The organism is Thaumasiovibrio subtropicus (assembly GCF_019703835.1).
Classification (GTDB): Bacteria; Pseudomonadota; Gammaproteobacteria; order Enterobacterales; family Vibrionaceae; genus Thaumasiovibrio; species Thaumasiovibrio subtropicus.
On the sequence record NZ_AP023054.1, the window covers coordinates 51466 to 76428 of the forward strand.

The 24963-nt window shown below is 48.3% G+C and carries 21 protein-coding genes; 12 read left to right on the plus strand and 9 right to left on the minus strand.

Annotated features, from left to right (window positions below):
* The first annotated feature begins 140 nt into the window (after positions 1-140).
* The 4 genes from recQ (at position 141) to TSUB_RS00270 (ending at position 4095) form a co-directional block, all read left to right on the plus strand.
* Entirely contained in the window at positions 141-1973 is a 1833-nt protein-coding gene (recQ, locus tag TSUB_RS00255) for an ATP-dependent DNA helicase RecQ (RefSeq protein WP_087023224.1), read from the plus strand.
* A 200-nt stretch (positions 1974-2173) separates the two neighbouring features.
* A complete protein-coding gene (locus TSUB_RS00260) occupies positions 2174-2461 on the plus strand; it encodes a DUF3630 family protein (RefSeq protein ID WP_087023226.1) in 288 nt (95 codons plus the stop codon).
* A 437-nt stretch (positions 2462-2898) separates the two neighbouring features.
* Positions 2899-3567, plus strand: coding sequence for a 7-cyano-7-deazaguanine/7-aminomethyl-7-deazaguanine transporter (locus TSUB_RS00265; RefSeq protein ID WP_087023228.1), 669 nt, complete (start codon positions 2899-2901; stop codon positions 3565-3567).
* Positions 3568-3660: 93 nt separating this feature from the next.
* Complete coding sequence (locus TSUB_RS00270) at positions 3661-4095, plus strand: GNAT family N-acetyltransferase (RefSeq protein WP_087023230.1); 435 nt, start codon at positions 3661-3663, stop codon at positions 4093-4095.
* A 286-nt stretch (positions 4096-4381) separates the two neighbouring features.
* Here TSUB_RS00270 and elbB read toward each other — a convergent pair whose 3' ends face one another.
* Complete coding sequence (gene elbB / locus TSUB_RS00275) at positions 4382-5035, minus strand: isoprenoid biosynthesis glyoxalase ElbB (RefSeq protein WP_087023232.1); 654 nt, start codon at positions 5033-5035, stop codon at positions 4382-4384.
* A gap of 325 nt (positions 5036-5360) precedes the next feature.
* Between elbB and polA the strand changes: the two genes are divergently transcribed.
* Positions 5361-8126: a DNA polymerase I gene (gene polA / locus TSUB_RS00280; protein WP_087023233.1), complete on the plus strand. Its 2766-nt coding sequence runs from the start codon at positions 5361-5363 to the stop codon at positions 8124-8126.
* A gap of 215 nt (positions 8127-8341) precedes the next feature.
* A complete protein-coding gene (spfP, locus tag TSUB_RS25315) occupies positions 8342-8389 on the plus strand; it encodes a small protein SpfP (RefSeq protein WP_438616993.1) in 48 nt (15 codons plus the stop codon).
* A gap of 629 nt (positions 8390-9018) precedes the next feature.
* On the opposite strand, the gene yihA is transcribed toward spfP, so the two are convergent.
* Entirely contained in the window at positions 9019-9681 is a 663-nt protein-coding gene (yihA, locus tag TSUB_RS00285) for a ribosome biogenesis GTP-binding protein YihA/YsxC (protein ID WP_087023235.1), read from the minus strand.
* A gap of 156 nt (positions 9682-9837) precedes the next feature.
* Here yihA and TSUB_RS00290 point away from each other — a divergent pair, with 156 nt between their 5' ends.
* From TSUB_RS00290 to hemN, 5 genes are all read left to right on the plus strand, one after another.
* The gene (locus tag TSUB_RS00290; RefSeq protein ID WP_087023237.1) at positions 9838-10461 is read left to right on the plus strand and encodes a c-type cytochrome; all 624 of its coding nucleotides are present in this window, start codon (positions 9838-9840) and stop codon (positions 10459-10461) included.
* A gap of 115 nt (positions 10462-10576) precedes the next feature.
* Entirely contained in the window at positions 10577-11218 is a 642-nt protein-coding gene (locus TSUB_RS00295; protein ID WP_087023238.1) for a class I SAM-dependent methyltransferase, read from the plus strand.
* Positions 11218-11775: a Der GTPase-activating protein YihI gene (gene yihI / locus TSUB_RS00300; protein WP_087023240.1), complete on the plus strand. Its 558-nt coding sequence runs from the start codon at positions 11218-11220 to the stop codon at positions 11773-11775. The genes TSUB_RS00295 and yihI overlap by 1 nt, the downstream gene beginning before the upstream one ends.
* Positions 11776-11780: 5 nt before the next feature.
* The gene (locus tag TSUB_RS00305; protein WP_087023242.1) at positions 11781-12266 is read left to right on the plus strand and encodes a DUF2489 domain-containing protein; all 486 of its coding nucleotides are present in this window, start codon (positions 11781-11783) and stop codon (positions 12264-12266) included.
* 134 nt (positions 12267-12400) lie between these two features.
* Complete coding sequence (gene hemN, locus TSUB_RS00310) at positions 12401-13774, plus strand: oxygen-independent coproporphyrinogen III oxidase (RefSeq protein ID WP_087023244.1); 1374 nt, start codon at positions 12401-12403, stop codon at positions 13772-13774.
* Between the two features lie 100 nt (positions 13775-13874).
* On the opposite strand, the gene TSUB_RS25160 is transcribed toward hemN, so the two are convergent.
* The 7 genes from TSUB_RS25160 to glnA all read right to left on the minus strand — a co-directional run bounded on the left by TSUB_RS25160 (position 13875) and on the right by glnA (position 22605).
* On the minus strand, positions 13875-14003 hold the full coding sequence (locus TSUB_RS25160; protein WP_281422916.1) for a hypothetical protein: 129 nt from the start codon (positions 14001-14003) through the stop codon (positions 13875-13877).
* Positions 14004-14162: 159 nt separating this feature from the next.
* Positions 14163-15164, minus strand: a complete 1002-nt coding sequence (add, locus tag TSUB_RS00315) for an adenosine deaminase (protein WP_087023246.1) — start codon at positions 15162-15164, stop codon at positions 14163-14165.
* 79 nt (positions 15165-15243) lie between these two features.
* Complete coding sequence (locus tag TSUB_RS00320; RefSeq protein ID WP_087023248.1) at positions 15244-17805, minus strand: bifunctional diguanylate cyclase/phosphodiesterase; 2562 nt, start codon at positions 17803-17805, stop codon at positions 15244-15246.
* A 78-nt stretch (positions 17806-17883) separates the two neighbouring features.
* The gene (gene glnG / locus TSUB_RS00325) at positions 17884-19299 is read right to left on the minus strand and encodes a nitrogen regulation protein NR(I) (RefSeq protein WP_087023250.1); all 1416 of its coding nucleotides are present in this window, start codon (positions 19297-19299) and stop codon (positions 17884-17886) included.
* Positions 19300-19323: 24 nt separating this feature from the next.
* Positions 19324-20373 carry a nitrogen regulation protein NR(II) gene (gene glnL / locus TSUB_RS00330; protein ID WP_087023252.1) on the minus strand — a complete coding sequence of 350 codons (1050 nt, stop codon included), beginning with the start codon at positions 20371-20373 and terminating at the stop codon, positions 19324-19326.
* Between the two features lie 73 nt (positions 20374-20446).
* Positions 20447-21025, minus strand: coding sequence for a DUF4124 domain-containing protein (locus TSUB_RS00335; RefSeq protein WP_087023254.1), 579 nt, complete (start codon positions 21023-21025; stop codon positions 20447-20449).
* A 170-nt stretch (positions 21026-21195) separates the two neighbouring features.
* Entirely contained in the window at positions 21196-22605 is a 1410-nt protein-coding gene (glnA, locus tag TSUB_RS00340) for a glutamate--ammonia ligase (protein ID WP_087023256.1), read from the minus strand.
* Positions 22606-23062: 457 nt separating this feature from the next.
* Here glnA and typA point away from each other — a divergent pair, with 457 nt between their 5' ends.
* Positions 23063-24892: a translational GTPase TypA gene (gene typA, locus TSUB_RS00345; protein ID WP_087023258.1), complete on the plus strand. Its 1830-nt coding sequence runs from the start codon at positions 23063-23065 to the stop codon at positions 24890-24892.
* Positions 24893-24963 lie beyond the last annotated feature (71 nt).

The window sequence follows — 24963 nt, forward strand, 5'->3', positions numbered from 1 at the left end:
CAAGATTGAAAGTCAGGCCTGTGTACCGAGTTCAGACAAAAGTAATGTGGTTATTGGCTGTACAAAGATTGGCAGCAAAGGTTGGTGAGAGACAGGGAAGCGGTTAAAATGGCCGACCTTCAAAGCGAGAGATAAACGAAATGAGTGAAGCGGCTTTAGCCATGAGTGATGCCCCAACCCCTCAGCAAGTGCTGGAGGAGGTCTTTGGCTACGATTCATTTCGTGATGGACAGGCGGATGTCATTGAGGCTGCTGTTGAAGGTCGCGACTGCCTTGTGATTATGCCGACAGGTGGCGGTAAGTCGTTGTGTTACCAAGTGCCTGCTTTGGTCAGGCGTGGACTTACCTTAGTCATTTCTCCCCTCATCTCATTGATGAAAGACCAAGTTGATCAGCTACGTGCAAACGGTGTGGCGGCTGCTTGTATTAACTCGACGATGGCGCGGGAAGAACTCATTGATACCTTTAACGCCATGTACAACGGTGAGTTGAAGCTGGTCTATGTTTCGCCAGAGCGGGTGTTAATGCCCGACTTTATTGATCACCTTTATCAACTCCCTCTCTCCTTAATTGCGGTGGATGAAGCCCATTGTATCTCGCAATGGGGGCATGACTTCCGCCCGGAATACGCCGCTTTGGGGCGTATTCGCGAGCACTTTCAGCAGGTGCCTGTGATGGCCTTGACGGCCACTGCGGATGAAGCGACACGGGGGGATATTTTACATCGCTTGTCGATGAAAGACCCACTCGTCCACATGGGCAGTTTCGATCGTCCCAATATTCGTTATAACTTGGTTGAGAAGCACAAACCGCTGGCGCAGCTTGTTCGCTATGTCACTAACTTGCGGGGCCAGTGCGGCATCATTTACTGCAATTCGCGTAAGCGTGTCGAGCAACTCACCGAAAAGCTCTGTGATAACCATGTTCGTGCGGCGGCATACCATGCAGGGCTGGAAAACACAGAGCGCCAACGGGTACAAGAAGCCTTCCAACGCGATGATCTGCACGTTGTCGTGGCAACCGTTGCCTTCGGGATGGGTATCAATAAACCTAATGTTCGCTATGTGGTGCATTACGATATTCCGCGTAATATTGAATCTTACTATCAGGAAACAGGGCGTGCAGGGCGAGATGGTCTACCCGCTGAAGCCATGATGTTGTATGACCCTTCCGATTTGGCATGGTTGCGCCGTATGCTCGACGAAAAAGAAGAGGGCGCGCAAAAGCAAATTGAAAGCCATAAGCTCAATGCGATGGGGGCATTTGCCGAAGCGCAAACTTGCCGTCGTCAGGTATTACTGAACTATTTTGGTGAGTTCCGTGAAGAGCCTTGTGGTAATTGCGACATCTGCCTTGACCCACCTAAAAAGTTTGATGGGGTCGAAGTGGCTCAGAAAGCGCTCTCTTGTGTTTATCGCGTGAATCAAAGCTTCGGTATTGGGTACGTTGTTGACGTACTGCGTGGCATGTCGAACCAGCGAGTGAGAGATCATGGCCATGAAAAGCTGACGACATATGGCATCGGGCGCGAACATAGCCATGAGTACTGGGTCAGTATTTTGCGTCAGTTGATTCATCGCGGCTTCTTGGTGCAGAACATCACCCGTAGTTCGACATTGCAACTCACCGAAGAAGCGCGTCCCTTATTGCGAGGGGAGATGCCTCTGGAGCTTGCGGTACCGAGACTCGATCTCACTGCACGTAGTCGCAAGCAAGATAAGTTGGCAATACGCCACTATGACAAAAAACTCTTCGCGAAACTGCGTCAGCTCCGCAAGCAAATTGCCGATGATGAGAATATTCCACCCTATGTTGTCTTCAATGATGCTAGCCTGATGGAAATGGCAGAGATGTTACCGACCTCGCCGGGAGAGATGCTCGCGGTGAACGGTGTCGGACAACGTAAGTTAGAGAAGTTTGGCGATCAGTTTTTAGATGTGATCGAAGCGCACCTTATTCAAAGTGCAGAATAAAAAAAACCGGACGAAGGTCCGGTTAAATACACGCGAGTAGCGTGATAAATAGCTTGCGTAACGGTGCGTTATGCACCTCTTGCCGCACACGGGACAGACGGTGCGAACGCTTACCATCAGACCATGTTTCTCCGTGCTACGGTAGGCTAAACACACGCTTTGATACCCTCCGCAACACCCGCTTACAATCTAGGATGTGAATGATGATTTCTCTATACGCCTTTTATCCAGAAACTCGCACATTGGTTTTACGTACCCCTGAATTTGATGTGGACTCATTCCCTACGCTGGGCAAAGAGATCGTTGCCCAGTTAGGATGTCGAATTCTTGAACAGCAGCAAGACAGTGATATGCATTTGTGGCTGTTGGATTTTAAAGGTACCCACTTAATGCTTAAGAGCGAAGGCTACAGTCAAAGTTGTTGGTTGGAGGCATTGAGCAAGGAGGATGAGGAAGTCCTGATGTTTCTCGCTAATTGGCTAAAATAGGCTGGGGGATTGAAAGTAACCATTCAATAAGTAGTGGGAATTTTTATCCAGTTTTGTATAATCGCCGCCCTCTGCATAATATACTCAAACCACCTCAAGATGCAGGATTCAGAAGCGGCCTAGCGCGTCGAGTTCAAGGCAAAGGGGTGAAGGAATGGATTTCCCTTTCAAACACCTTTAACGCAGAAATCGGGGCGCTAGTCGCTTCCCGAAGGGCGAGTTTCTAGGCTCGCCACCGTCGTTACTGTTTTTTGATTTAGTCCACTAGATCTTCAAAACAGTGCCTTGTTGACAAGCCTAGAAACTCTCGCTGAACAAGCATCTTGAGGCGGTTTGAGTATACTTGATAGCAGAGCCGTGCTGCGGTGAGAAGACAGCACGCCAAAACAGTTTTTTATTTGGGTTCCCTCACCCCCAATTAACAAAAAGGTCTCTGTATGACGACGCATTTTTCTGCCGCGCAACAGCGTCAGGCCCTATTGTGGTTAGTGAGCTTTCACTTACTGATCATTGCTTCAAGTAACTACCTTGTGCAGTTGCCCTTTACGATATTCGGTTTGCACACCACTTGGGGGGCGTTTACCTTCCCATTCATCTTTCTGGCAACAGACTTAACGGTCCGTATTTTTGGTGCGCCACTCGCGCGACGTATTATCGGTGTGGTTATGCTACCGGCATTGATACTGTCTTACACCTTGTCGGTGGTGTTCTATAACGGTGAGTATCAAGGCTTCGCACCGTTAAGTGAGTTTAATCTGTTTGTTGCGCGTATTGCCGTGGCGAGTTTTATGGCATATCTGTTGGGACAGATTTTAGATGTGCAGATTTTCAACCGCTTACGTGAGAACAAAGCTTGGTGGGTTGCGCCAACATGCTCAACATTGCTGGGGAATGCATTGGATACATTGGCATTCTTCGGTATCGCTTTTTATAACAGTCCAGATGCTTTTATGGCTGAGCACTGGGTAGAAATCGCACTTGTCGATTACGGTTTTAAGATCCTTATCAGTTTGGGCCTGTTTGTCCCGCTTTATGGTGTGCTATTGAATTTTCTGGTCAAGAAGCTTACCGCGGTGCGTCAACCATTGCAGTCTCAGCAAGTGTGACCGACAATAAAAGGGTTGTTTGAGTGAAAAGGAAACCGGCTGAGGCCGGTTTTTTGTTTCTTGTTCTTCATGTTAGGTAACGTCTTAGGAGTGATGATGATTCGAGTCACTGAATGCCACGTTGATCAAGCGGCGACAGCATTAACCTTGATCCCAGAATTAGGTGAAGAAACGGCAGCGAGTTTAGCGGCTCGGATTGCTGATAAACCTGCACTGTTGTTGATCGCTTACTGCCATGATGAGATAGCTGGCGTGAAGCTTGGGTATGCGGAAAACAGCACAACCTTTTACAGCTGGCTAGGAGGCGTCGCGCCAGATCATCGTGGTAAAGGGGTTGCGCAGCTACTGCTCGAAGTGCAAGAGAAGTGGGTTGTTGAACAAGGTTATCAAGCTCTCACTGTAAAATCTCAGAACCGTTACCCTGCAATGTTGCGCTTATTATTGCGAAACGGCTATGTCATTACACACTGTGAGGTCAAAGAGCGGGTGGAATTTAACCGAATTTACTTCAGCAAATCAATAATTTAAAAGAAAATGAAAATTATTCTCAATTAGTGCTTGCATATTAAATGAGAATGCTTATTATTAACCCTGTCCTGAGGGGGAAACCTCACCAAGGTGAGGCGGCTCTGAAGGCACGACATTGCTCACATTGCTTCCAGTGTAATTCAGCATTGGCTGATAAGGATATCGCCGCTAGGCTGTTATCGTTGCTCATATGCTGAGCGGCATCTCAAAATAGGGATGCCGCTTTTTTCTTTCTGGCGTATGGAAAATCGCCCCACGCCCTTTTATACCGAACCTTAGGCGCTAGTTACGCCAACGCCACCAGTTTTTCTACCAATTTACTGATTCCTGTTTGTGCTTCTTTAATGCTACCAGCCAGCATGTAGGCGGGTGAACTCAGCAAGCGTCGGCTTTGGTCTAAGACAAAATCGTTGACGGGACAGGCGACATGCTCGCCACCTAGCTGAGTAAATGCGCCAACAGCCTCATCGTCATCGTTGCCCAACGTCGCTTTTACACCGGGTCCATAAATCAAGGGGAGGAGCGCCGGTGCGATGCAGAGATAACCGGCGGGTTTTTCTGCACTGGCAAAGGCTTTCGTCGCACGTTTGAAGTCGGGGTCAAGCTGGCACTCAGCACCTTTAAAGGCAAAGTCGGAGAGGTTTTTAGCCACGCCGAATCCACCTGGCACAAGCAGAGCATCGTAGTCATTGGCATCAAGTGTCGAAAGTGGTGCAATGCTCCCTCGCACTAAGCGACCCGCCTCAACCATGACATTGCGAGGCTCTGCGATTTCCTCTCCGCTGTGATGATTGAGTACATGATGCTGCGTTTTATCGGGTGCAAAACAGTCCCATTTGGCGTCTTGCTGCTCGATAGCGAGTAAGCTGAGTATGACCTCATTGCACTCCGCACCATCAAATACTCCGCAACCGGACAAAATTACGGCGATCTTTTTCATATCTGACTCCTTGTCTCTGCTATTTTTAATGAGTTTAGATCATGCTTGATTGAGCGACATGTTAACTTTTTCCACATTAATTGATCATCTTTCGATCTGAGATCGAGCAAAAGGCGATCTTGCAAATTTATGATTATATTGAGTTTTATATGCTCTGGGGTTGCTGGTGTCTGAAAGGATCTTTTCATCTAAAATAAATACACACATACTTATCCACAGGGTGGTGTGCGATTTATGTCTGACAAATCTTCGTGATCACTTAACAGTAAATTGATCTCGTGGCATCCTAGACACCATTCTAAAAACCTAAGGAATTCTCCTCACCATGGCCTCTATCCCAGAAAAGCCGCTCATTCTGATTGACGGTTCATCTTATCTTTATCGTGCTTATCATGCTGCGCCCAACTTCACTAATGCTGACGGTGAGCCGACAGGGGCGGTGTATGGCGTCATTAATATGATAAAAAGCCTGCTTCGTCAGGTAGAAACCGATCATATTGCGGTTATTTTTGATGCGAAGGGTAAGACATTTCGCGATGACATTTATCCTGAGTACAAGGCGAATCGACCGCCTATGCCGGATGATCTTCGTAGCCAAATTGAGCCATTACACGCATTGATCAAAGCGATGGGGTTACCTTTGATCGCGATTGAAGGGGTAGAAGCCGATGACGTGATTGGTACGTTAGCCACCCAAGCCTCTAAAGCCGGGATGCCAGTACTGATTTCGACAGGTGATAAAGACATGGCGCAGCTGGTGGATGAGAATGTCACCCTGATCAACACCATGACCAATGTAATAATGGATCCACAAGGTGTTGTGGATAAGTTTGAGATTGGCCCTGAACTGATCATCGACTACCTTGCGCTGATGGGAGATAAGGTCGATAACATTCCAGGTGTGCCGGGTGTCGGTGAGAAGACAGCGAAAGCGCTACTTCAAGGCATCGGTAGCCTTGATGAGATCTATGCCAATTTAGATGCGATTGCGCCTCTTGGGTTCCGTGGTTCAAAGACCATGGCGAAGAAATTAGTCGAGCACAAAGAGAATGCCTACCTTTCTTACACCTTAGCCACAATCAAGTTGGACGTCCCTTTGGACTTAGCGCCCGAGCAGCTTGTGAAAGGGGACACGGATACGGACACCTTGATGTCACTCTACACCAAACTGGCCTTTAAGCGCTGGATTGATGAGTTAAAACGTGGCGGAAGTGAAACTACCGTATCAGCAACAGCTGACGCGAGCGAGGATGAAGAAGAGATTGAGATTGCCGCGATTGATCGCAGCGGCTACGAGATTGTTCTGACAGAAGCGGCGTTCAACGCTTGGCTTGAAACGCTAGAGAAAGCCGATGTGGTGGCCTTCGATACCGAGACCGACGGCCTCGACTACATGACGGCGAACTTGGTCGGTGTCTCTTTCGCTGTAGAAGAGGGGAAAGCGGCGTATGTCCCGGTTGCTCACGATTATCTCGATGCGCCAGCACAACTCGATCGCGACTGGGTACTTGAAAAGCTTAAGCCACTTCTAGAAAGTCCGACAAAAGCAAAAGTGGGCCAGAATCTAAAATTTGATGCGAGTATCCTGGCGCGTTATGACATTGCGATGGCGGGGATTCGTTACGACACCATGCTGGCTTCTTATGTCTTTAATAGCGTCAATGGTCGTCATGATATGGACAGTTTGGCGCAGCGTTATCTAAATCACAATACGATTGGATTTGAAGAAATCGCAGGTAAAGGCAAAAAGCAGTTAACGTTTAACCAGATCGATTTAGATGTGGCGGGGCCTTATGCCGCTGAAGATGCTGACGTAACATTGCGTCTTCATAATGTGTTAGATAAAAAATTGTCAGCAACACCATCATTACGCACTGTCTATGATGACATTGAAGTGCCGCTGGTGCCTGTGTTGTCGAAAATGGAACGTACTGGTGTCTTGATTGATTCTGCCAAGCTACTTGAGCAGTCCGCGCAGTTAGATACGCGTTTAAAAGAGCTTGAGAAAGAGGCTTACGACATCGCGGGTGAAGAATTTAATTTGAGTTCGCCCAAACAGCTACAGGCTATCTTGTTCGAGAAGATGGGGCTGCCTGTGCTGAAGAAAACGCCATCAGGTACACCCTCAACAAATGAAGAAGTGTTGCAAGAACTCGCGTTAGATTATCCATTACCTAAGTGTATTCTTGAGTACCGTGGCTTGGCGAAGCTGAAGTCGACGTATACCGACAAGCTGCCGAAGATGGTTAATCCAGCAACCAAACGAGTGCATACCTCTTACCACCAAGCGGTAACCGCTACAGGGCGTTTATCTTCGACCGATCCAAACCTGCAGAATATCCCGATCCGTAATCAAGAAGGACGCCGCATTCGTCAGGCGTTCGTTGCGCCTGAGGGTTACAAAGTACTGGCTGTCGACTACTCGCAAATTGAACTGCGTATCATGGCACACCTTTCTGGTGACCAAGCCCTGCTTGATGCATTTGCTCATGGCAAAGATATTCACTCAGCGACCGCAGCGGAAGTGATGGGGGTGGATATTGCTGAAGTCTCAAGTGAACAGCGTCGTCGTGCGAAAGCGATTAACTTTGGTTTGATTTACGGCATGAGAGCTTTTGGACTTGCTAAGCAGCTGGGCATTCCTCGCGGAGAAGCGCAGGATTACATGAATACTTACTTCCAGCGTTATCCTGGCGTGATGGAATACATGGAGCGAACGCGTACGCAAGCAACGGAGACGGGTTATGTTGAAACCCTATTTGGTCGTCGTCTCTACCTGCCAGAAATTAAGTCACGTAACGGTATGCGCCGTAAGGCGGCAGAGCGTGCAGCGATCAATGCACCGATGCAGGGTACCGCCGCTGATATCATCAAGAAGGCGATGATCCTTGTTGCTGAGTGGGTCGATCAGCAGGGTGACGACGTACGGATGCTGATGCAAGTTCACGATGAACTGGTGTTTGAAGTTAGGGAAGAGAAGCTGCTTGATATCGAAGCGAAGATCTGTGAGATCATGGCTTCCGCAGCGAATTTGGATGTGCCATTGGTCGCTGAAGCGGGTCATGGCGACAGCTGGGATGAAGCACATTAACCTACAGTTTGCCATATAAAACAGAAGTTTATCTTAACTAAAAAGCGCCGTCGTATGATGGCGCTTTTTATTTTTCGCCTTGAAATATTATTGCTATGTGACATTGGTGTTGCTGTGTCGATTAGATTGGCGAATAAATGAAAAAAAACTACATAAATGACTTTCAATTTCTGAGCAGTTGTTATACATTAATTGGCGTAGGGTACAGAGGTAAGATGTTCTATCTTTCAGACCTTTTGTTTCACGTTATTGGATTTGGCTGATTCAGCCGCCCCAGTTCTATGAACTGGGGCGTTTTTTATTGCGCCAAAGAAAAGTCTATTCCCATCACACTTCTTCTAAAAAACCTTTTCAAAAAAAGATCACCATCACTTTTTAATGGTGGTTTTTTAGAGCTATTACTTTAAAGTGCGCAAATTATAAGTATACTGAATATTGCTTCTTGTTCTTGCCGCTGCGTGATCACTGTCTATTTACGGTGAGAGCGCCGCCGCAAATATCTACTCAGCCGAGCCCCATAGTGGTCTCGGCTTTTTTTTGTTTTTAAGGTACTAGAATGTAATTTTATTCCAGAATTTGTCCGTTTTTCTGTATCTGGTGATCATAAGCGCTGCGTAATCATGCAGTGAAGAAGGTTTTCGTTGATCTAAGGTGTGTGGTGTTTTCAGTACGCAGTCAGAAACAGAGATAGGAAGAGGGAAAGTAAGGAGAAAAATCAGAGGAAGTAGAGCAAGCTAACATCTCGCAACATTCACAGCACAAAAAACTTGCTTCCAGCAGGTAAATAAATGATCATTTAATAACAATTACAATAAGAAACCTCCTAATTTCTCTCCCGTTGCCCCACCCTAAGGTGGGGTTTTTTGTTTCTATGTTACGGTGAGTACGATTATTAGCTCGCTTCAGAGCCGCTATCTACGTCAGATTGCTCATCTTCATCGACAAATTCTACGTGTTCAAAAAACCACGCATTCAGTTTGCGATGCACGGCATCAACACCGACACCTTTCAATGAGGAAAAGGCTTCTACTTGTATGTCGCCTTCGATATCAGCCAGTGCTTTGCGCACTTTCAATACGGTTGATTTGCGCGCGCCCTGCTTGAGTTTGTCGGCTTTCGTTAGCAGGACTAAAACCGGTAAACCGCTGTCGACAGCCCAGTCGATCATTTGTTGGTCAAGATCTTTAAGCGGATGGCGGATATCCATCAATACCACTAAGCCGATCAGGGTTTCTCGCTTCTGAAGGTATTCCCCTAACGATTTCTGCCACTTCTTCTTCATTTCTAAAGGAACTTGGGCATAGCCATAACCGGGAAGGTCGATCAGATTGCAGCCTTCTTCAACTTCAAACATGTTGATGAGCTGTGTTCGGCCAGGCGTTTTACTCGTACGCGCTAAACTTTTCTGGTCCGTTAGGCGATTGAGGGCGCTCGATTTACCTGCGTTGGAGCGGCCAGCAAACGCAATCTCAACCCCTGAATCGACCGGAAGGTGACGGATATCCGGCGCACTAATAATAAATTTTGTCTTTCTGTAGTTGAGAGTTTGATTCACTGTTAACTCCGTCATGTCTTTGTGTAGTCGTTTGATTACTTTTATGTAAAAGGGTGTAAACTGTACAAGTGCTCAGCAATTGGTCAGCCATTATACCATGATGCAGGGCGATGGATGTGGTACTGGAAGCATTGATATAATTATAAATGGAATGTCATGAAGAAATTAGCGCTGATATTGGCTCTTGCTGCATCGCACTCGGTGCTGGCTGCAGGAGACATAGAGTCAGGCAAAGCTTTAGCAACCTCGAAAACGTGCGTTGCCTGTCACGGTAGTGATGGTGTAAGCCTGATTCCTGAAAATCCGAACCTTGCTGGTCAACATGAGAACTATTTGGCTAAGCAGTTACATGAATTCAAACTCGGCATGAGCAGTGGTGGCAAGGAAGGGCGAGTAAATGCGGTGATGGGGGGAATGTCGATTGGTTTGAGCGATCAAGACATTGCTGATCTCGCGGCTTTTTATGCAAGCCTAACGCCACCAGACGGCACGACGCCAGAATCTTCAGTCGAGGTAGGACACCAACTCTATTACGCTGGTGATCCAGAGCGAGGCCTTGCTGCGTGTACTGCGTGTCACGGCCCTCGGGGTAATGGTACCGCATCGTCCGGTTTTCCACGTATTTCAGGGCAGCATGCGGATTATATCAAAGCGCAGCTCATGCAATTCCGAGCGGGTGAGCGCGCCAATGACATGAATGAAATGATGCGTTCAGTCGCGATAAAATTAACCGATGAAGAGATAGAAGCACTGGCAGGCTATCTTGGTGGTTTGCACTGATGTAACGGCGACAAGAAATCTGAACAAAAAGAAAGCGGGGCTGGTGGACAGCGCCGCTTTTTTATTCGCGGTGGATCTGGTACATTCCCGCCACTGCACCAAATGAGGTATTGAGATGCACACCTGTCCTCTCTGTGAGGCGGCTGACGTCGCACACTATCATCAAGATGCTCGCCGTGATTATTTTCAGTGTCAGCAATGTTCATTGATTTTTGCTGATCCAGATAAACGGCTGGATCCTGCGATGGAAAAAGAGGTCTATGATCAACACGAAAACAACAGTGAAGATCTCGGTTATCGACGCTTTTTATCCCGAGTGGCCACTCCGCTTTTGGATAAACTGCCAGCAGAGTCATTAAAGGGGCTCGATTTTGGTAGTGGGCCCGGACCCACTTTGTCGGTAATGATGTCAGAAGCAGGGCATCAGGTTGCGATATACGACCCGTACTTTGCGCCAGATCGCTCGGTGCTGGCACAAACGTATGACTTTATTACTTGTACTGAGGCGATTGAGCATTTCTATACGCCTTATCAAGAGTGGCAACAACTGCTTGGTATGTTAAAGCCCGGTGGCTGGCTTGGTATTATGACGAAGCTCGCACTGGATTATGATGCCTTTGCACGTTGGCACTATAAGAATGACCCGACCCACGTCAGCTTCTTTAGCCAAGCGACGTTCAGTTATCTGGCTGAGCGAGATGGTTTAGACGTTGAGTTTGTTGGAAATGATGTAATTTTGCTGAGGAAACCCCAGTAATGTCACGTAAGAAAAAGACACGCAAGCTTGGCGCAGAAGGCCCAGCTCAATTTGTAGAAAAATCTGTTTCTCAGAAAGACCAAGATGGTCTAGTGCGTAAGAAAGCGCGTAAACGTAAAGGGCTGAAAGCAGGTAGCCGTCACTCAGCGGAAGAAGTGACCCAACTGAAGGCACAAGGCCAAAAGCGTGACCCACGTTTAGGCAGCAAGAAGCCGATCCCTTTGGTGATTGAAGACAAGCCGCATCCAAAATCAAACGAAGCGAAGCGCCAACGTAAGCTAAGTGCAGAGCAAGAGTTGATGCAGTTAGAGAATGATGCACAACTGAATGCATTGCTTGATCGCATTGAGGAAGGTGAAAACTTAGGGGCTGGCCTACAGAAATCTGTGGATGAAAAACTGGATCGCATCGAGCAACTCATGGCGCAACTGGGCCTGCTTGAGGACGCGCCGGAAGAGGAAAGCGAAGACGAGTTTTTCCCATCAGCACCGTTGACTGATGAAGAACGATTCGAGCAGTTTAATCAACTTGATGTGGATGACTTCGACAAGGAGTAAACGCAATGCCGACATGGTTATGGATTACAGGTTGCATCGTTGTCGCTGTGCTCGCGGGATACGCGGGCATGCTGCTGGCGAAGTTGCACCAGCAAACAAAGCGCCAAGCCGCAATGGAAGAGAAAGCCATTGGGCAGCGTAATTTTAAGCTGTTTGACAGTATCTTCATTATTGCCCATGCCGGTCGAGAAGCGCAGTGCGATTTGTCGGAAGCTTCCATTCGTTTAGGCGTCCTGTTTGATTTGGTCCAAGGCGATTTACGTATCGATTTTGCTGAGGCTTATCCGAACTTGAACACCTTGTATGAGGGTGTGCGTGACATGCCCCGTGGCGATGCGCGTAAAGCGCAGCCGAAGAAAGAACGGATGCGAAATGATGTGACTCGGATGAAGTTAGAAGCGGAGTTACAAGACAGCATTCACGAAGAGTTGAATGTGATTCTCGCTCGACGTGAAGAGACGATGGCGCAGTTGGCACCGTTTGCCGCGTAATCATTGCACGTCGCCAATCTACAAATTCGCGATATTTGGTCACAGTCGGTTACACAGGGCGTGATCCTAAAGGTCTACAGAGTGTGAGGTTTATGGCACACTGTAGGCCTTTTTTCGTAACTGAACGCGCGTGTATGGATATCGCAAACATTGAATGGGATCAGGCTCTGATTGAGAAGTACAACTACTCTGGTCCACGTTATACCTCTTACCCAACCGCTCTAGAGTTCTCTACCGACTTTATGGCGGAGCAGTTTGATACAGAGTGCCAGCGCTATCCCGAGCGTCCATTATCTTTGTATCTGCATATCCCCTTTTGCCATCAGCTTTGTTACTACTGTGGTTGTAATAAAGTGGTGACACGTCATCGCCATAAAGCAGATCACTACCTTGACGCGCTAAGCAGAGAGATTGATTTACGCGCCACACAATTAGGCCAGCGTTCAGTCACCCAAATTCACTTGGGCGGTGGTACACCGACGTTTCTCGACGCGGTGCAGATCAGCCGTTTAATGGGGCAATTGCGCCAGCGCTTTCGCATTCAACCTGATGCTGAAATCAGTATTGAAATCGATCCGCGTGAGATTGAGTTAGAGATGCTCGACCATCTGCGCCAAGAAGGGTTTAACCGCATCAGTATTGGCGTACAAGACTTCGATAAAACTGTACAAGCGCGTATCAACCGTACGCAAGATGAGCAGTTTATTCGAGACATGGTCGCCCGCGCCAAGACCTTGGGTTTTCGTTCGACGAACCTCGATCTTATCTATGGGTTACCAATGCAAACCGCGAGCTCGTTTGCTGAGACGTTATCGCAAGTACTGACATTGGATCCGGGGCGTTTGTCTGTGTTCAATTACGCCCACATGCCACGTATGTTTGCTGCGCAGCGTAAGTTGAAGGATGAAGAAATGCCGGGTGCGACAGAAAAGCTGGCTATCTTACAGCAGACCATTCAAACGCTGACAAAGGCTGGCTATCAGTTTATTGGTATGGACCATTTTGCTAAGCCAGAGGATAAGCTCGCTGTCGCGCAGCGTGAAGGTGTACTGCATCGAAATTTCCAAGGTTATACCACGCAGGGTGAGTGTGACTTGCTGGGCTTGGGTGTCTCTGCGATTTCGATGCTTGGCGATAGCTACAGCCAAAACCAGAAAGAGTTGAAGCATTACTACGCTGATGTCGAATCTCATCAGCACGCGCTCTGGCGAGGTGTGTCGCTGGATGAGGATGATAAGTTGCGCCGAGAAGTGATCAAATCGTTGATTTGTAACTTCCAACTGGATATTGCTCAGATTGAGACTGAGTTTGGTATCGAGGTTAAAGACTACTTTGCAGAAGACTTAGCGCTGTTACAGACGTTTATTGATGATGGGTTAGTGGTGATGACTGAGCAGTACATTGAGGTTGCGCCGAAGGGACGTTTACTGATCCGCAATATCTGTATGTGTTTCGATAAATACCTGCGTAAACAGGCGCGTCAGCAGCAGTTTTCACGCGTCATATAATGAACGCTATCATGCAAAGGAATTAAAAGAGGCGCTCATTGAGCGCCTCTTTGCTAACGGTGTGATGTCATCCTTGCCATCAGCACTCACGATGTCGGGCTTACCAGCCTGTCATTGTGATGGCGGCTACCAAGGCAAGTGTCCCCGCCACTAAGTGATTCGGGCTCGCCATTGCGGCCTCACTGATCGCTGGGGCTTGCGTTGATAATGAAAATAATCCCTCTAGCATGGGTATTCTCCGGCTGTGCGTGAAGACGACATCAGGCGCATCGAAATGCGCCTGATGAAAATAAAGCAATATTGTAAACGGCTTTATTGTGCCACAAAACAGAGGTTAAAAACTGAGATCGGTCAATTATTCATCGTTTTGTGTCTAGGGAAATGTCAACTAGCGAGCGGCAGCCATCTTTCGAAGCGCTTGTTTCTCGCTTTCAGATAAAAAGGCCATATCAACGCCATTCAGCAGACATTGACGGATATCAGCGTCAGACAGTCCGGCTTTTGGCGCCATGACTTCAAGCTCATGCGGTAATTCAATGCCTTCAACGGCAGGATCATCCGTGTTTAGGCTGACACGAATACCATGACTTAAGAATTGACGGATCGGGTGTGCGTCTAAGCTTGCCACTGTGCTGGTTTGCAAGTTAGATGTCAGGCAGGACTCGATACCAATTTTTTGCTCAGCAAGGTAATCCATCAAAGCGGGATCTTCGATGGCTTTTACACCATGACCGATACGCTCGGCACCCAGTTCTTTAATGGCTTGCCACATACTTTCTGCACCCGCAGCTTCACCCGCATGCACGGTAACGCGTAAGCCTGCATCACGCACCTGTTTGAAGTGTGAAACGAACTGTGTACCAGGCTGACCGAGTTCGTCACCGGCTAAATCAATCGCTACAAGGTGATCTTTTTGGGTCAGTAGGCCGTCGAGTTCTTTCTGGCAAGCATCAATACCAAATGTGCGGCTCATGATACCGATAAGGTTTGTTTTCACGCCAAAATCGCGGCTACCCGCCTGAACACCATCAACCACGGCTTCAACAACACCCGCAACAGGTAAGTTGTGCTTCATTGCCATGTAGTAGGGTGAGAAGCGAAGTTCTGCATAATCAATGCTCGCGTTGAGCGCATCCTGCACGTTTTCGTAAGCAATGCGGCGACATGCCTCTAAGTCGCCCAATACCGCAACCCCCCAATCTAGTTTTGAGAGGAAAGCCACCAAACTGGGCTCGTTTTCTACCACTTGTACGTGAGGGCGTAAGGCTTCTAAGTTATCGGCAGGAAGCGCAATACCAAATTGCTGACCAAGTTCAAGAATGGTCTGACTGCGAACATTGCCATCAAGGTGGCGATGCAGGTCAGTGATAGGGAGGTCTTTGTAGTTCATCGTTGTGCTTCCTTTATACCAACTAGGGATTGGCGCCTGAGTATAGATAAACTGTAGTGATAAATCAGCGGCTTTGGGCTTACATTTGGTCGTTATACGGAGATATTCTGCCAATGTTTACTTTAAGTGTTGGCCATTGAGAGAGAGGTAGCGGCTTACTGTAGAGGAAGCCTTGCGCGTTATGACACCCCAGTTTATTCAGTAATGCGGCTTGTGCAGGGGTTTCTACCCCCTCGGCGACAATTTCTGCCCCAAAGCCTTTAGTCATATTGATGATCGCACTGACGATGTTTCGACGCTGGGCATCGTCGTTCAAATCGCTAATGAAGGAGCGATCGATTTTCACCTTGTTAAACGGCAATTGATTGAGATAGGCGAGTGATGAATAACCGGTACCAAAGTCATCGATGGCTATTTTAACGCCGAGGCGACGAATTTGATGAAGGACGGTGATCATTTGACTGTTGTTGCTGGCCAAACGTGACTCAGTGATCTCCAAGGTCAAAGATTGTGGGCTGATCTCCGTTTGTCGAATGACATCCTTTAATTGCTCAACAAAATCTGACTGCATCAGTTGGCGTACTGAGAGATTGACGTGCATGGAGAAGTCTTGCGGCCACTCGCCACTGTCTATGTTTTGCTGGGTGTCCTGACAAGCTTTAAGTAGCACTTGTCGACCGATGTCGACAATCATCCCATTCTCCTCCGCAAGGGGGATGAAACTGCCTGGTGGAACAAGGCCTCGGCTAGGACTTTGCCAACGTACTAAGGCTTCGGCACCATGAATACAGCCATCTTTCAATGACACCACGGGTTGATAAAAATTGCAGAACTCATGGTTCTCGATCGCTCGACTCATCTCCGTTGTCAGACGTGTCTTCGCCATGGTTTCATCAGCCATAAAGGGTTCAAAGCTGCTGATTCGACTGCTTTCTTGGAATTTGGCCTTGCTCAGTGCCAAACTCGCATTGCGTAACCATTCTACTTCGGTATTGGGTTTGAGTGTGCCAGACACCAGACCGATCGAAATTTGAATCACCACCTCATCATCATAAATACGAAACGGCTGAATAAACATATCGACTAAGGCGCGGGCGAACTCTTCTGTTGCTGCTGGCGTGGCGAGGTCGGGATGGAAAACTGCAAACTCATCCCCACCGATACGGGCTAAAGTGACATCAGTCGGTAAGCGCGCCTTGAGGCGGCGCGCAATGGCCACCAGTAACCGATCACCGGTGAGATGTCCCAGGCTATCGTTAATGCTACGAAACGCATTGAGGTCGAGTAAGTAGAGAGCAGAATACTGTTTTTTCAGTGATGGTTTGCGCATTTCATCGAGCAAACCTTCGCGGCTGAAGAGCTCGGTCAGTGAATCATAAAGCACTTGCTTGCGGAGTGTGAAGAAGGAGTGCTGCAAACGTGCGGACATGTCTCGGAATGCAGAGGTCAGCATTGCCGTCTCTTTGAGTCGCACATTGGATTTAATTTGGTACTCCCAACTGCCATCGGCAAGACGGCGTGCCGCGTTGGCGATTTCAATCACGGGTTGAGTCAAGCGGGATATGAGCATCAATGCGGTCAACAGGCCAATGACAGCAAACACTGCAACCGATGCCAAGCCTGCGCGTTGAATTGCAGGTACTTCACCCAAAAGTGCCTTTTCAGAGATGCTCACCAAGATATACCAGTTCAGTCCATGGCTATCTTTATAAGGCACTAGCAGATTGAAGAAGCGTTTTTCGTCAATGATGAGGTCAAACTCTTGAACGTCATACAGTGGTGCTCCTAACAGAGACTCAATGTGTGCCCCTGTCGCCGCAATGACAGCGTTGTTGCTCTCTTTCGCATGGCGTCGCTGGCCATCATTGATCATCCCATAGCCATCTTTAGAGCTGGCAATTAAGCGCCCTTGATGATCCATGATATAGGTGAGTCCACTGTAGCTAATGCTGTGGTCGGCAAGGAAACGGTTGATGTGATTCAGCTTTATATCTGTGGCAAGGACACCCGCGAACTTGTCGTCTTTGAAGACAGGTGATGAGCCTGTGATGGTGATTTCCTGCTTTTCATCAGCATTGGTGTAAATCGATGACCATTTTGAGCTGAGATAGGTGGCTGCGGGGACATACCAAGGGCGTATTGTGGGGTCATACCCTTCATACTGGAAACTCGGAGTCGGTGTTAGTTCGAGCCCTTTGTAAATGTTGAGCGACATGTCAGTGCGTTTATCTTTCAACATTAACGAGATGGAGTCGTCATCGTTAATTCGATAGCCGAGATAGAGCCCATCTTCGGTGCCATAACTGATCACGCTGATCTGCGGAAACTCTTCGCGGTAGTCTTTGTACATATTGAGAAGATAGCCATCGAGTTTCTCGAGGCTATCTTGCGTATGTAAACCGAAGCGCTCGATGGAGTCGCGCATGGCGTTGTTGGCCGCAAATGGCGCAAATAGAAAGGCGTTGAGCTCGGTAGTGATATTGTCGGCATAGGAATGAAGTAACCGCGTACTCATCTCATCCAACATGCGCTGATTACTGCTGTGTTGAGCAGCGGCAATAATGCCGAGAGTGACTACCAGAAGAACAACAAAAGGTAGCATGACGGCTGTGCGCAATGGGAGTAGGCGAGGATACTTCATCGAATAAGGATAATCTCTCAGAGTTAGTGCGGCACATTTTTACCATAAATTAACAACTGAGGGCAGACCTTTTACACCCTAATCTGTCTCTAAATTGAGCTCTTTCAATTTACGGGTGAGTGTATTGCGGCCCCAGCCAAGTAATTTCGCCGCTTCTTGCTTGTGTCCATGAGTATAGTCTAACGCCACCGATAGGAGTATTTTCTCGAACTCAGGCAGTGCGTCATGTAACAGGTTATCTTGCCCCTTGTGTAACGCCTGATTGGCCCACTGTGCCAACAACTGTTGCCAAGTTTCGCCCGCTGCATCTTCTCCGGGAGCTGGCGCAGGGTTGAGTAACTCAGGGGGGAGATCGTTAGGCAATATCTCATTGCCACTTGCCATGACCGTTAACCACCGACAGGTGTTTTCCAATTGACGCACATTGCCTGGCCAATCCAGCTCTGAAAGCAACACGCTGGTGTCGGGATGAAGGGATTTCACTTCCACCCCTAGCTCGTTTGAAGCCCGTTTTAAGAAGTGTTCTGTGAGTTGAGGAATATCTTGACGACGATCTTTGAGCGCAGGCAGATGAACGCGAATGACATTGAGGCGGTGGAAGAGGTCTTCACGAAAATCGCCATCGGCCACTTGCTTCTCGAGGTTTTGGTGGGTAGCGGCAATGATACGCACATCCACTTCGACAGGCGAGTGGCCGCCCACCCGATAGAATTGGCCGTCAGCAAGCACGCGAAGTAATCGGGTTTGAATATCGAGGGGCATATCCCCAATTTCATCTAAAAACAGTGTACCGCCATTGGCTTGCTCGAATCGCCCTTGGCGAACGTTGTTGGCGCCAGTGAATGCGCCTTTCTCATGACCAAAGAGTTCAGACTCAATCAGATCTTTTGGTATCGCCGCCATGTTCAGGGCGATAAACGATTTCTTGGCACGCGGGCTGTGACGATGCAGTGCGTGGGCAACGAGTTCTTTACCTGTACCAGACTCGCCATTAATCAACACTGAGATAGATGAGCGCGAGAGGCGGCCAATTGCACGAAATACTTCTTGCATGGCAGGGGCTTCGCCAATGATCTCCGGTGCAGCCTTTTCATCCTTATTCGGTTGTTGTTGGCGTTTTTGCTCTTGGCTATGGGTGAGGGCCCGTTCGACGAGGGTGAGGGCTTCATCGATATCGAAGGGTTTGGGTAAGTATTCAAATGCACCACGTTGGTACGCGTTGACGGCAGCATCGAGATCTGAGTGTGCCGTCATGATGATGACGGGTAACGTGGGATACTGGCTTTGCAAATGCTTGAGGAGTGATAAGCCGTCGGTGCCCGGCATACGAATATCGGAGACCAAGACATCGGGTACGCTGCGTTCGAGTGCATCAATGGCACTATCGGCATCGGCAAATGTCTCGCAGAGAATATTGGCTGCGGAGAGCGTTTTCTCTAAAACCCAGCGAATTGAACTGTCGTCGTCGACGACCCAAACAATCCCTCTACTCATAGTGAATCCTTGTGTTTGTCATTATTATTTTATTGGCAGGTAGAAAGTGAACTTGGTATGGCCGGGCCAACTCGTCACTTCAATTTTGCCTTTATGTTGGTCTATCAAATTCTGTGCGATGGAAAGGCCGAGGCCAGTACCACCTTCTCGCCCGGTCACCATGGGGTAGAACAGGGTATCTTGAATGTCTTGAGGAATACCGGGGCCATCATCTATCACTTCAATCTTGGCAGCCAAGCGGTAGCGGGTGCCATGAATCAAGGTTTGGTAATCCGTGCGAGTTTTGAGTGTGATGGTGCCGCCACTCACTTGCTTGAGTGCCAGCGCCGCATTGCTGACGACATTGAGCAAGGCTTGATGAATTTGATCATCATCCATCTCAAAGTCTGGCAGGCTCGGGTCATAATCGCGAACAATGTGAATGCGTTCGCCCGCTTCCAAACTGACAAGTTGGCGGACCTTTTCAAGAATCTGGTGAATGTTGTGGAGCGACTTTTGCCCTGGGCGTTGTGGGCCAAGGAGGCGATCCACTAAGTTACGTAAGCGGTCGGCCTGCTCGATAATGATTTGGGTATACTCTTTCAAACTCGGGTCTGGGAGCATCTTTTCTAACAATTGAGCGGCACCACGCAAACCGCCGAGCGGGTTCTTTATTTCATGGGCAAGACCGCGAACGAGCTCTTTGGCTGCTTGTTGCTGGGCATGTTGCACCAGCTCTTGGCTGATACGGCGCTGTTTTACGATCGGTTTTAGCTCCAGCAAAATCATGAGTTGTTTTTTCCACGACATCGGTGAAGCGTTGAGCTCAACAATGGTGGGTTGGCCGTCAATGACAAAGGTGACTTCACCATCGCAGAACCCTTGACCAGAAGATAAGGTGTCTTCAATCAGGCTCAAGTCGAGCGACGTATGTTGAAAAAGCTGTCGAAAGTTATGGCCGCTCAATTTTCGCTGACTAAGCGAAAATAGCTGCTCTGCCGCGCTGTTGACAAAGTTAATGTTCATTTCTTCATCGAGCAGCAGCAGTGCGGTGGTTTGATTGTTCAGTATTGCCTGCGTCAGATCTATCGTCACGGGATTGCCTCCTTGCCACTTGCACCAACATGGTGCAAGTAGTGTAACGTGATAGTGACCGACGGGAAAAGGACTAGAGAGCTTCTGCGGGTGGTTGCCCAACTTTAGGGAGGCTAGGTAGCTGTCCTTTTGACGCCCGGTGCATGAACACGGTTACTGGACTAGTTGATGCAATAATCTTGCCGTTTTTCAATAGCTTCACGCTGAGTTCATGTGCCCCGCGATCGACATTTTCCACTTGCCATTGATTCACCGAAGAACGTGGACCAAAGGGTTGCCCGGCAACATAAAGCTGCACTTGGTAATGCTCTCTTAGCGGTGTATCTGTCGATACACTGACACTTAACCGACCCGCATTGTCGCGCACTGTTTGCTCGTGGTTTGGGGTAAGTAAAGACACTTTGCTCGGTGGTGGGTTTTTCAGTTCAGGTTCTGCACTAGGTTGGGGCAATGGCTCAGCCTCGGCGTCGAGCACTGGCGGCGGTGGCGGGGGATCGTCATAGTGCTGTTGATCGTACTGGCCGGATTCCGGCGGGTGATCGGAAAAGACGGTTTTACCATTGGCATCTTTCCACGAGTAGATCGTCGTTGCAACCGCGACAGGCATCAGGGTTAATGCGATGAGGGTAGTGCCGATTTTTATCATTTTCATTGTGGGCTTCCGCACTGCTAAGTCGTTGAGATTCAAATGAAGCGCATTGGATAATAACGTTTATAGCGTGAGAGCGAGTGTACTGTTAACTACAGAATTTGAGCTGATATAAAAAAACGGCCCACCTGTGAGGTGGGCCGTAGAATTACGCTGTTGTTTCAGCTTGTTGCTTAAACTGAGTAGTACAGTTCAAACTCAAGTGGGTGCGTCGTTGCGTTAACTTGAGCAACATCTTGACCTTTAAGATCGATGTAAGAATCGATGAAATCGTCTGAGAATACACCGCCAGCGGTTAGGAACTCACGATCATCACTCAGTGCCTGTAGCGCCTGCTGTAGTGATTCAGCAACGGTTGGGATCTCTGCCGCTTCTTCCGCAGGAAGGTCGTACAGGTCTTTGTCCATTGCTTCACCTGGGTGGATCTTGTTCTTAATACCGTCAAGACCAGCCATTAGCATTGCAGAGAATGCAAGGTATGGGTTCGCTGTTGGGTCACCAAAACGTACTTCGATACGACGCGCTTTCGGGCTTGGTACCACTGGGATACGGATAGAAGCAGAACGGTTACGTGCTGAGTAAGCAAGCATAACTGGCGCTTCGAAGCCTGGAACAAGACGCTTGTAAGAGTTAGTAGAGGCGTTCGCGAAGGCGTTGATCGCACGCGCGTGCTTGATGATACCACCGATGTAGTAAAGTGCCGTTTCAGAAAGGCCGCCGTACTTGTCACCAGCAAACAGGTTTTGACCATCTTTACCAAGAGACATGTGAACGTGCATACCAGAACCGTTGTCACCAACAAGTGGCTTAGGCATGAAGGTTGCCGTTTTGCCAAATGCGTGCGCAACGTTGTGGACTACGTACTTGTAGATTTGGATTTCATCAGCTTTGCTTGTCAGAGTGTTGAAACGCGTTGCGATTTCATTCTGACCTGCAGTAGCGACTTCGTGGTGGTGAGCTTCAACAACAAGGCCCATCTCTTCCATTACTAGACACATTGCAGAACGAATGTCTTGTGATGAATCGACAGGTGCGACTGGGAAGTAACCGCCTTTCACGCCTGGACGGTGACCTTTGTTACCGCCTTCGAAGTCAGAACCTGTGTTCCATGCTGCTTCTACGTCATCAATTTTGAAGAAAGAACCCGACATGTCAGTCGCGAACTTCACGTCATCAAATAGGAAGAACTCTGGCTCTGGACCAACAAGAACGGTATCTGCAACACCGCTCGCACGCATGAACTCTTCAGCACGCTTTGCAATTGAGCGTGGGTCACGGTCGTAGCCTTGCATCGTTGCAGGCTCTAGGATGTCACAACGTACGTTTAGCGTTGCTTCTTCAGTGAATGGGTCAAGTACTGCAGATGACGCGTCAGGCATCATCACCATGTCAGATTCGTTGATACCTTTCCAACCAGCTACAGAAGAGCCGTCGAACATTTTACCTTCTTCGAAGAAGTCTGCGTCGATTTGGTGAGCTGGGATAGAGATGTGCTGCTCTTTACCCTTAGTGTCTGTGAAGCGTAGGTCAACGAACTTAACTTCGTTTTCCTGAATCATAGCTAATACGTTTTCTACTGACATGGTGGTTAACCTCCGGTGTTAGTTTGGCAAAAGGCGCGAAACAAAGCTTTACAATAAGTTAATTAGCTTAATGCGATTATCGTGCCAATTTTAAAAGTCCTGAAATGCGCTGAATTAGCGCACTTGAGCACCGTTTTAGTTCCTTCTGTGCACTATTGTGGTGCAATTGCGGATCTTAATGGTGCAAGTGCATTCTTCAGGTGCATTTCTATTCAGGACTCTTGCAAGGAATTTGTCAATTCCTGCGCGCGAAAAAAAGTGCCGAAAACGGAAAGGTGCGCCAGTAAAGTGACCTTTTCTAAGGGAAAACGTAAAAAAAGCGACTTTGCGGTGACTTAAATCACATCTTTGATTGGTTTTGGCGTAAAATCTGTTAGATTATGAGCCGTTTTTTTAACCACAGTAGCTGTGTTGCCGAGTTGGTAGCCGCTGCACGTTCTGAGTGAATCAAATCCACATGTCTACTCCACAGATCGATAAACTACGCAATATCGCTATTATTGCGCACGTTGACCATGGCAAAACCACCTTGGTTGATAAACTGCTGCAACAATCGGGCACCCTTGAATCGCGCGGTGAAGCCGAAGAGCGCGTAATGGACTCGAATGACATCGAGAAAGAGCGTGGCATTACCATTTTGGCGAAAAACACCGCCATTAACTGGAATGACTACCGCATTAATATCGTTGATACCCCGGGGCACGCCGACTTCGGTGGTGAAGTTGAGCGCATCATGTCGATGGTTGACTCAGTACTACTGATTGTTGATGCGGTAGATGGCCCAATGCCTCAGACGCGTTTTGTAACACAGAAGGCGTTTGCACACGGTTTGAAGCCGATTGTTGTTATCAACAAAATTGACCGTCCAGGTGCGCGTCCTGATTGGGTTATGGATCAAGTCTTTGACCTGTTCGACAACCTAGGTGCTTCTGACGAGCAGCTAGACTTTAAAGTGGTCTATGCCTCAGCGCTAAATGGCTGGGCGACGCTAGAAGAAGGTGCTGTAGGCGATGACATGGAACCACTGTTCCAAACTATCGTTGAAGAAGTTGAAGCGCCGCAAGTTGATACTGAAGGCTCACTGCAGATGCAGGTGTCTCAGTTAGATTACAGCTCATACGTTGGTGTTATCGGTGTAGGCCGTGTTACCCGCGGTAGTGTGAAGCCAAATCAACAAGTGACCATTGTTGGTGCAGACGGTAAAACCCGCAACGGTAAAGTCGGTACGGTTATGGGTTACCTTGGCCTTGAGCGTCACGATGTGGACTCAGCAACGGCAGGTGACATCATTGCGATTACCGGTCTAGGTGAACTGAAAATTTCTGACACCATCTGTGACATCAACAATGCAGAAGCTTTACCACCGCTTTCTGTTGATGAGCCAACCGTGACCATGACCTTCCAAGTAAACACGTCGCCGTTCGCGGGTAAAGAAGGTAAGTTCGTAACTTCACGTAATATCCTTGAGCGTCTACAAAAAGAGCTAGTGCATAACGTTGCACTGCGTGTAGAAGAGACAGAAGACCCAGATAAGTTCCGCGTTTCTGGCCGTGGTGAGCTTCACCTTTCTATCTTGATAGAAAACATGCGTCGTGAAGGCTTTGAGCTCGCGGTATCGCGTCCTGAAGTTATCATCAAAGAAGAAGATGATCAGCTGATGGAACCGTTTGAGACTGTGACTATCGACGTGATGGAAGAGCACCAAGGTGGCATCATGGAGAACATCGGCCTACGTAAAGGTGAGCTGAAAGACATGTCTCCAGATGGCAAAGGCCGTGTACGTATGGACTTTGTCATGCCTTCTCGTGGTTTGATTGGTTTCCAAACGGAATTCATGACCCTAACTTCAGGTTCTGGCTTGATGTACCACACGTTTGATCATTACGGCCCTCACAAAGGCGGCGAGATTGGTCAACGTATCAATGGTGTATTGATTGCCAATGCGGCGGGTAAAGCGCTAACTAACGCCCTATTTAACCTGCAAGATCGTGGTCGCCTATTTATCGGCCACGGTGTTGAAGTGTACGAAGGTATGGTGATTGGTATCCACAGCCGTGACAACGACCTAACCGTTAACGCACTGAAAGGTAAGCAGCTTACTAACGTACGTGCTTCAGGTACTGATGACGCGCAGGTGCTTACACCGCCAATCATCTACACCCTAGAGCAAGCGCTAGAGTTCATCGATGATGACGAGCTGGTAGAAGTAACACCAGAAAGCATCCGTATTCGTAAGAAGCTTCTGACTGAAACGGACCGTAAGCGCGCGAGCCGTGCTGCGAAGTAATGCTGGATAAGTAAGTCATTACTGACTGCTTAACGATTGATAGCGAAAGGCGAGCCTCTGGCTCGCCTTTT